Below are 8,024 nucleotides of genomic sequence, written 5' to 3' on the forward strand. Positions count from 1 at the left end.
TACACATTCCAGGTGGGGCCGGGGTAGGGATAGGCATAGGGCACGGCCCGCGCGAAGGCCTCGGCCTGCTGCTGGCGGGCAATGGCGGCGTCCTGGTCGCGCAATACCTGGCGGTTGAGAGCGTCGATCTTCCGGCTTTCCTCGGGCGTGATGGGGGCGGGAGGCACGCCGGCGGGCGCCAGGCGCGCCGTCGGCGGCGAGCCGTTGATATCGCGCGGCAGCTGCGCACAGCCTGCGCCGGCCAGCAGGGCGCCGAGCAGCAGGGCGCCGAGCAGGCCTCTTGCGCGGGCGGGGACTTGCGCCAGCCGTGCCCGCGCATCGGCCGGAAGCAGGTTCGAGGGCGAAGCGGACATGATGATCCCCTGACTCTGTTGTGTGGCTGACGCTTGGACCGCGACGGGTGGCGCAAAGGTTCCGCCGGCAGCTGCGCCGCCGCCGTTCAGTGCTGCTGGCTGGCGCCGTCGCCCGCGCCGGTAGCCACCGGGGCCGGCGCGAACAGCTGCGCGCAATCGACCGGATCGAAGTGGTATTGCTGGCCGCAGAAATCGCACTGGATCTCCACTTCGCCGCGCTCCACCAGGATGTCCTCGATTTCCACGCGGCCCAGGTTCTGCAGCATGGCGCCCACCTTGGTGCGCGAGCACGAGCAGTTGAAGTGCGGAGTGAGCGGCTCGAACACGCGCAGGCCGGTGGCTTCCAGGTCCTCCCAGAACAGGCGGCGCAGCAACGTATCGGGCGTCTCCGCCAGCAGTTCCTCGTCCTTCAGCGTGGCGCCAAGCTGGCAGGCGCGGTCCCAGGTGTCGAGGTCCTGTGCGCGGCCGCTGCCGGCCAGCGGGGCGCCGGTTTCACCGACTTCCGCGGGGGCGCGGCCGGCATGGCCTTCGAGCGTGCCGCCGTAGGAGGGCAGCTTCTGCAGCAGCATCCCGGCGGCGACCTGGTCGTCGGCGGCCAGCCACAACCGCGTGTCGAGCTGCTCGGAGGCCTGCATATAGTGTTCAAGCACGGCGGTCATGGATGCCATCGGGCCATGCGCGTCGGCCAGCGGCACGATGCTCTGGTACGGCTGCTGACCCGGCAGCTTGTCCTGCGGGTCCAGCGTGATGGCGAAGCGGCCATGGCCATTGACGTTGACAAGATCCGCCAGGGTGGCGTTGTCGGCGAATGCGACGCCTTCGGCCAGCTTGGCGGTGGCCCGCATCGACAGGTCGGACAGGCACTCGACCACCAGCATGCGCACCGGGCCGTCGCCGTGCACTTGCATCACCAGGGCGCCATTGAACTTCAGGTTGGCGGAAAGCAGCGCGGCGGCCGACATCATCTCGCCCAGCAGCCGGCGCACCGGCGCGGGGTAATGATTGCGGCGCAGCACTTCCTGCCAGGTGGCTTGCATGCGCACCAGTTCGCCGCGCACGGGGGCCGCGTCGAACAGGAACTTCTGCAGGGTGTCGGGGGGGGTGGTGTCAGTCACGATAATCCGTCGGTAAATCGGCGCAGGCGTCGCTGCGCCTCAGTCGATGCGTTTGAGTTGCGTCTTGTACATGGCCTGGCGCGTGGCGTAGGTCTCGGCGTTGCGGTACAGGTTGGCCACGTCCTGCTCGGTCAGCTCGCGTACCACCTTGGCAGGGGCGCCCAGGATCAGCGAGCGATCCGGGAACACCTTGCCTTCCGTGACCACGGCGCCGGCGCCTACCAGGCATTCCTTGCCGATCACGGCCCGGTTGAGGATCACCGCCTGGATGCCGATCAGCGAGCCTTCGCCGACGGTGCAGCCGTGCAGCATGGCCTGGTGGCCGATCGATACCTTGTCGCCAATGGTCAGCGGGCAGCCCGGATCGGTATGGAGCACGGTGCTTTCCTGCACATTGCTGGACTCGCCTACCACGATCGGTTCGTTGTCACCCCGGATCACCACGCCCGGCCATGCGCTGGCACGTGCCTTGAGCGTCACGTTGCCGATGATGGTCGCTTCCGGCGCCACGTAGGCATCCGGATCGATGGTTGGGGCGATATCGCCGAGCTGGTAAAGCGCCATGAGGTCTCCTGCACAAGTTCGTATGCGTATATGGGGTTTGCCGCCGGGCTTTAAAGGGAGGTGGCGGGGCGGCGCCGTCTGCGCTGCCTGCCGCGCCCCTACAATGGCGGCAACCCGGATTTTACGCCGCTTATGCCAGCAAACCTACCCGATGCCGCGCCCGTGGGCGCTCCCGATTCCGATCCCGGCGGTATGCCGCTTGATACACATGGCGCCGCGCCAGGGCTGGCAGCGCCAACCCTGCGCCGCCAGGCGCTTGCCATCCTGTGCGTGAACGATGCCGGGGAGAAGGCCGCCGCCACGCGCAGGATGCGGCAGGCGGCCGATGCCATGGCGGCGCAGGCCATTGGCATTGGTATCGAAGAGTCCCTGCACGCCGGACTGCCGCTGCCCGGCCGGCCGCTGCTGCCTGAGCTGGTGCCGCCGCAGCGGGTGGAGCGGCGCCGCTCCATCCATACGCCTGCGGGCCGTTGCGCGCTGATCCATGCGCTCGCGCATATCGAATTCAATGCCATCAACCTCGCGCTGGATGCGATCTGGCGTTTCGCCGGGATGCCGGTGGCGTTCTATCTTGACTGGTTGCGCGTAGCCGACGAAGAGGCGCTGCATTTCACGCTGCTGGCGCAGCACCTGGCCACGCTGGGCGCGCGCTATGGCGACTTTCCTGCCCACAACAGCCTTTGGGAAATGGCCGACAAGACCGCCGGCGACGTGCTGGCGCGCATGGCGCTGGTGCCGCGCACGCTCGAGGCGCGCGGGCTGGACGCCTCGCCGCCGGTGCGGGCCAAGCTCGCCGCCGCAGGCGATCACGAGGCCGCCGCCATTATCGACGTCATCCTGCGCGACGAGGTCGGCCACGTCGCCATCGGCAACCACTGGTACCGCTGGCTATGCGCTGCGCGCGGCCTGGACCCCGTCGCTACCTACGCCGAACTGGCTGAGCGCTACCAGGCGCCGCGCCTGCGCCCGCCATTCAACCTGGCGGCGCGGCGGGCGGCGGGTTTCGCCGAGGACGAGCTGGCGTGGCTGGACGCGCAGGCCGGTCAGTAGGTCAGTAGTATTCGGCAACGATGATGTAGCCCTGCTGGCTGCTGCCGGGATTGGCGCTGTTGACGAGTCGTACCGTCTGGACCGACGCGCGCGCGCTCTTCAGCATCGCCGTGCGGCCGGGCAGCAGCGGTAGCGCGGCGAATTCCGCGGGATTGGTGCCGTTGGGCGGGCAGCTTAGCGAGGCCGTGCCGCCGGTGCCGGCCTGCGTTGCACAGGTTGGTACGACGATGGCGCCGTGGAAAACGATGACACCGCCCGCGGCCCACCCCGACGCCGATAGAGATAGCAAGGCACTCGCCAGTGCCAGCCGCACGCCGCGTGCGAGCTTGTTGGGGGTGGAGTGACCGGTGCGTGAATGCGTGCTCATCGTAATCCCCTGTAGGTCAGTGAGTTGGAGCGCATTGAGAAATTTCCCTGCGCTCTTTAGGAATTTTATTTTTCGGATTAGGAAAAACAATCGAGATAAGCAGAATTTTCTTGCACCTATTTTTAGTATATTGTGCTAGGTCGTGGCGCAAAAAATATGGAAATAATTCGGATTTCCGAGGGTGAGGATTAAGAGTATTCCTATATACGGCGGCCAGGCGATCGCCGGTACGAGACCTTATATTTAGGAATATTCTTATAAATTCCTCTGGAATACCGAGGCTGAAGTAGAAGACCCGCATGGGTAATTCCCGTGACCAGTGCGTTATCCTGATTCCCCAATGGGGCAGCGGTGCGCGATGCGCTTCGCATGCTCTCTTTAACGTCTGGTCTGGCGAATACTTGACCCCCGGGGGACGGGGGTGCGGCAGGGCCGGAATGGCTCCTGCGGTCGGCGTGGGCCCGCCTCAGCAGGGCGGGCGGTGTTGGGAGATATGCGGGAGGAACGGCGTCGGCGCGGCAGGCCCATCCGGCGCGGGGGCGCCGGGCCCGATGAAACAGGCTGCCAGCGCCGGACAGGCACCCGTGGGTGCCGGCAAATGCTACCGGCGTGCCGCCGCGCCGCGGGTGGCTTCCATCTCGCGCAGCACGCGCCGCTGGATCTTGCCGGTGGTGGTCATCGGCAACTGCTCGATGAACTCGATGGCCTTGGGATATTCATAGGGCGCGAGCTGGCCGCGCACGTGCTGCTGCAGTTCGGCGACCAGCGCCGCGTCGGCCTGCGCCGAGCGCGCGACGGACGGCACCAGCACGATGAAGGCCTTGATCACGGCGCCGCGCTCCGGATCCGGTGACGGCACTACGGCGCAGTTCGATACCGCGGGATGCCTGAGCAGGCAACTCTCGATCTCGCTCGGGCCGATGCGATAACCCGACGACTTGAAGACATCGTCCGCGCGGCCCTGGTACCACAGGTAGCCGTCATGGTCGACGCGCGCCAGGTCGCCGGTGCGGCACCAGCGCAGGCCGTCGCGTTCCACGTACTTGCCTGCGGTGGCTTGCTCGTTGCGCCAGTAGCCGAGGAAGAACACCGGGTCCGGGTGGCCATGGCGGTCGGTGCCGCAGACGGCGATCTCGCCATCCTCGCCCGGTGCGCAAGGGTTGCCTTCCTCGTCGATCACCGCCAGGCGGTGACCGGGATAGGGGCGGCCCATCGAACCCGGGCGCGCCGGCCAGCCGAGCCGGCCGTCGTCGTTCTGCGCGGCGCAGTTGCCCACGATGTAGTTGATCTCGGTCTGGCCGAACATTTCATTGACGACCACGCCGAGCGCTTCGCGGCACCAGTCGAACACCGTTTCGCCGACCGCTTCGCCCGCGCTCATCAGTGCCCGCAGATGCAACTGGTAGCGCTCGCGCGGCGCGGGGCAGGCCTTCATCATCTGCTTGAGCGCAGTAGGGAACAGGAAGGTATTGGTGACACGATAGCGCTCCAGCAGTGCGAAGGCGACCTGCGCCGAGAAGCGGCCCTGGTAGCCCACGATGGGTTTGCCAAAATACAGCGCGGGCATCAGGGCATCCCACAGCCCGCCGGTCCAGGCCCAGTCGGCCGGGCTCCAGAACACGTCGTCCGCCTGCGGGAACCAGTTCTGCGAGCAGACGAAGCCGGGCAGGTTGCCGATCAGCGCGCGGTGCGGGAGCAGGGCGCCCTTGGGCGGCCCCGTGGTGCCGCTGGTGTAGATCAGCACCGCGGCCTCGTCGGCCTTGGTCCGCACGGCGGTGAACGCCGGCAGTTCGGCGGCCAGCATGGCGTCCCAGTCATGCTCGGCGCGTCCGACCGCCGCACCGACACCGATTACCGTGGCCAGGGCAGGGCATTCCCCGCGCGCAGCCAGCACATTGTCGATCGCGCTCTCGTCCGCAATCGCCACGCAGGCTTCGCTATGCTGGAAACGGTAGGCCAGCGCTTCGGGCCCGAACAGCATCGACAAAGGCATGGCGATGGCGCCGAGCTGGTAGACCGCCATATGGGCAATGACCGTCTCGATGCGCTGGGGCATGACGATGCCGACGCGGTCGCCGCGCGCCACGCCCAGCGCACGCAAGGCCCGAGACAGGCGGTCCGCTTCAGCCTGGATATGGGCGTAGCTGTAGCTGGCGCGGCGTCCGTCCTCGTGTTCGGTGTGGACCGCTACCCGGTCGGCGCTGGCGGGGTCGCGTGCCCAGCGGCCGCAGCATGCCTGCGCCAGGTTGAAGTGTTCGGGGATGTGCCACTGAAAACTGTCGTAGAGCGCGAGGTAGTCGTCGCGCCGGCTTGCGGGCAGGACGGGTGCGGCCATGCTGGGTCTCCTGGATTGCGCTGCGCTTGGCGGGGATGCGTGCCGGGCTGGCTTGCCGCTATAATCCTCGCAAACGAACGATCGTTCTATTTTTGGGCTTCCCCGTTGCCGCGGGAGAAGGCGTCCGCCACGAAAAGCAAAAAGGCACCCCGGGGAGACACCATGACAATCAGAGAAACCTCGCGCTCGGAATTTATCACGTTGCGCGGCCTCAAGATGCACGTACGCCACTGGGGCGAGGCCGGCGCGCCCAGATTGTTCCTGCTGCATGGCTGGATGGATGTGGCGGCATCGTTCCAGTTCATGGTGGACGCCCTGGAGCGCGACTGGCACGTGATCGCGCCGGACTGGCGCGGCTTCGGCCTGACCGGCTGGCCCACCCGCTATCCCGGCACCGAGTCCTACTGGTTCGCCGATTATGTGGCCGACCTCGAAGCCGTGCTCGATCACTACCAGCCGGACCAGCCGGTGAACCTGGTGGGGCATAGCATGGGCGCCAATGTCGCCTGCATCTATGCCGGCGTCCGCCCCGGACGGGTGCGCCGCGTGGTCGATCTCGAAGGGTTCGGCATGACCGCCACCCGTGCCGAGCAGGCGCCTGGCCGCTATGCGCGCTGGCTGGACGAACTGCGCCAGCATCAGCCGCTGAAGACCTACGACAGCGTGGAAGCGGTGGCGGCGCGGCTGCAGAAGACCAATCCGCGCCTGCCCGACGACCGCGCCGCGTTCCTGGCCGGGCACTGGTCGAGCCGCAATGCGCAAGGCCGCTGGGAAATCCTCGGCGACCCGGCGCACAAGATGATCAACCCGGTGCTGTACCGGCTCGACGAAGTGATGGCGATCTGGGCCGAAGCCACCGCGCCGGTGCTGCACGTGGAAGCGCGCGACTCGGCTACGCTCGGCCATATCGCGCGGCAGCAGCCGCTGGACGAATTCAAGCAGCGCTTCAGGGCCTTCCGCGATTTTCGCGAAGCGATCGTCGACGACGCCGGCCATATGCTGCATCACGACCAGCCGAAGGTGGTGGCCGGCCTGGTCGAGGCGTTCTGCGCGTGATGCCGCGCCGCAGGGCGCTGGCTGGCCCCGGGCGCCGTTCAGGCGTGCGTCAGCTTTTCCTTGAGCGTGGCGTTGTTGCTGGTGTGCACGTGCACCAGCGCTTTTTCCGGGAAGGCGTAGTGATAGGCGCGGCGCAGCGCCAGCGCGGCCTCGTGGAAGCCGGACAGGATCAGTTTCTGTTTATTGGCGTAGAACGCGATATCGCCGGCGGCGAAGATGCCGCGCCGGGAGCTTTCGTAGGTGCTGGTGTCCACCAGGATGCGGCCGGCGCGCATGTCGAGATCCCAGTGGGCGATAGGGCCCGGCTCGGAGACCAGGCCGTACAGCGCAATCAGCTCATCGGCCGGCAGGCTCACGGTATCGTCGCGGGTGCGGATATCGACGCCGGCCAGGGTTTCGCCTTCGGTCTTGAGCGCGCCCAGCATGCCCACCACGAAGTCCATCTCGCCGGCGGCCACCGCGGCGCGCATTTCGGCGACCGTGCCATCGGCCGCGCGGAAGCCTTCCCGGCGGTGGACCAGGGTCACGCGTGCAGCGGTCTTGCGCAGCGCCAGCGCCCAGTCCAGCGCGGAGTCGCCGCCGCCGGCAACCACCACGCGCTTGCCGGCGAAGCGCGCGGTGTCGCGCACGGCGTAATGCAGGTGGCGGTCCTCCAGCGCGGCCGCCTCGGGCAGCGCCACGCGTTGCGGGGCAAAGGCACCGGCGCCGGCGCAGATCAGCACCGCGGCCACGTTGAAGCGCTTGCCGGTGTCGGTGGTGACCAGCAGGCGGTGCGCATGTTCATGGCCGGGCGTGTGCTCCGCGGCCGGCATGGCCGCAACCTCGGCCAGCCCGTTGGCGCGCTCGTTGAAGTGCATCGGAAACGCGAACGGCGCGCACTGCTCGAGCAGGCGGTCGACCAGGTCCTGGGCCAGGCAGCCGGGTACCGCGGGGATGTCGTAGATCGGCTTTTCCGGATAGAGCTCGGTGCACTGGCCTCCCGCGCGGTCCAGCACGTCGATCAGCTCGCATTTGAGCCCCAGCACGCCCGCCTGGAAGGCGGCGAACAGGCCTACCGGGCCGGCGCCGATGATCAGGATGTCGGTGCGGATGACGGGGGGGCGTGTGCTGCCGTCGGCATGATGGCAGGAGTCGGGCGTGGCGGAGGCGGTGGCGTGGGTCGGCATGGGTGGGCAGGCGGCGCG

The 8,024-nt window shown here is 67.7% G+C and carries 8 protein-coding genes; 2 read left to right on the forward strand and 6 right to left on the reverse strand.

Annotated features, from left to right (window positions below; all coding sequences use genetic code 11):
- The 3 genes from P3W85_RS37685 to P3W85_RS37695 form a co-directional block, all read right to left on the reverse strand.
- A partial coding sequence (locus P3W85_RS37685; RefSeq protein WP_276268540.1) for a hypothetical protein occupies positions 1-353 on the reverse strand: 353 nt, incomplete at its 3' end.
- 86 nt (positions 354-439) lie between these two features.
- Positions 440-1,468, reverse strand: a complete 1,029-nt coding sequence (locus P3W85_RS37690) for an Hsp33 family molecular chaperone HslO (protein WP_276268542.1) — start codon at positions 1,466-1,468, stop codon at positions 440-442.
- Positions 1,469-1,507: 39 nt separating this feature from the next.
- Positions 1,508-2,032: a gamma carbonic anhydrase family protein gene (locus P3W85_RS37695; RefSeq protein ID WP_276268543.1), complete on the reverse strand. Its 525-nt coding sequence runs from the start codon at positions 2,030-2,032 to the stop codon at positions 1,508-1,510.
- A 132-nt stretch (positions 2,033-2,164) separates the two neighbouring features.
- Between P3W85_RS37695 and P3W85_RS37700 the strand changes: the two genes are divergently transcribed.
- The gene (locus P3W85_RS37700) at positions 2,165-3,082 is read left to right on the forward strand and encodes a ferritin-like domain-containing protein (protein WP_430869698.1); all 918 of its coding nucleotides are present in this window, start codon (positions 2,165-2,167) and stop codon (positions 3,080-3,082) included.
- Position 3,083: 1 nt separating this feature from the next.
- Here the strand turns inward: P3W85_RS37700 and P3W85_RS37705 are convergent, their stop codons facing one another.
- Both P3W85_RS37705 and P3W85_RS37710 read right to left on the reverse strand, forming a co-directional pair.
- The gene (locus P3W85_RS37705) at positions 3,084-3,449 is read right to left on the reverse strand and encodes a hypothetical protein (protein WP_017226134.1); all 366 of its coding nucleotides are present in this window, start codon (positions 3,447-3,449) and stop codon (positions 3,084-3,086) included.
- A gap of 601 nt (positions 3,450-4,050) precedes the next feature.
- Positions 4,051-5,784 (reverse strand): acyl-CoA synthetase, encoded by a 1,734-nt coding sequence (locus tag P3W85_RS37710; RefSeq protein ID WP_276268544.1) that lies wholly within the window; start codon positions 5,782-5,784, stop codon positions 4,051-4,053.
- Positions 5,785-5,946: 162 nt separating this feature from the next.
- Between P3W85_RS37710 and P3W85_RS37715 the strand changes: the two genes are divergently transcribed.
- Complete coding sequence (locus tag P3W85_RS37715) at positions 5,947-6,840, forward strand: alpha/beta fold hydrolase (RefSeq protein WP_017226132.1); 894 nt, start codon at positions 5,947-5,949, stop codon at positions 6,838-6,840.
- A 38-nt stretch (positions 6,841-6,878) separates the two neighbouring features.
- Here P3W85_RS37715 and P3W85_RS37720 read toward each other — a convergent pair whose 3' ends face one another.
- Positions 6,879-8,006, reverse strand: a complete 1,128-nt coding sequence (locus P3W85_RS37720; protein WP_276268546.1) for an NAD(P)/FAD-dependent oxidoreductase — start codon at positions 8,004-8,006, stop codon at positions 6,879-6,881.
- Positions 8,007-8,024 lie beyond the last annotated feature (18 nt).

The organism is Cupriavidus basilensis (assembly GCF_029335485.1).
In the GTDB taxonomy this organism is placed as follows: Bacteria; Pseudomonadota; Gammaproteobacteria; order Burkholderiales; family Burkholderiaceae; genus Cupriavidus; species Cupriavidus basilensis_E.

Bases quoted from the DNA above. Each gene is read 5' to 3' on its own strand.
- P3W85_RS37695 (WP_276268543.1), bottom strand. From the start codon at position 2,032: ATGGCGCTTTACCAGCTCGGCGATATCGCCCCAACCATCGATCCGGAT.
- P3W85_RS37700 (WP_430869698.1), top strand. From the start codon at position 2,165: ATGCCAGCAAACCTACCCGATGCCGCGCCCGTGGGCGCTCCCGATTCC.
- P3W85_RS37705 (WP_017226134.1), bottom strand. From the start codon at position 3,449: ATGAGCACGCATTCACGCACCGGTCACTCCACCCCCAACAAGCTCGCA.
- P3W85_RS37710 (WP_276268544.1), bottom strand. From the start codon at position 5,784: ATGGCCGCACCCGTCCTGCCCGCAAGCCGGCGCGACGACTACCTCGCG.
- P3W85_RS37715 (WP_017226132.1), top strand. From the start codon at position 5,947: ATGACAATCAGAGAAACCTCGCGCTCGGAATTTATCACGTTGCGCGGC.
- P3W85_RS37720 (WP_276268546.1), bottom strand. From the start codon at position 8,006: ATGCCGACCCACGCCACCGCCTCCGCCACGCCCGACTCCTGCCATCAT.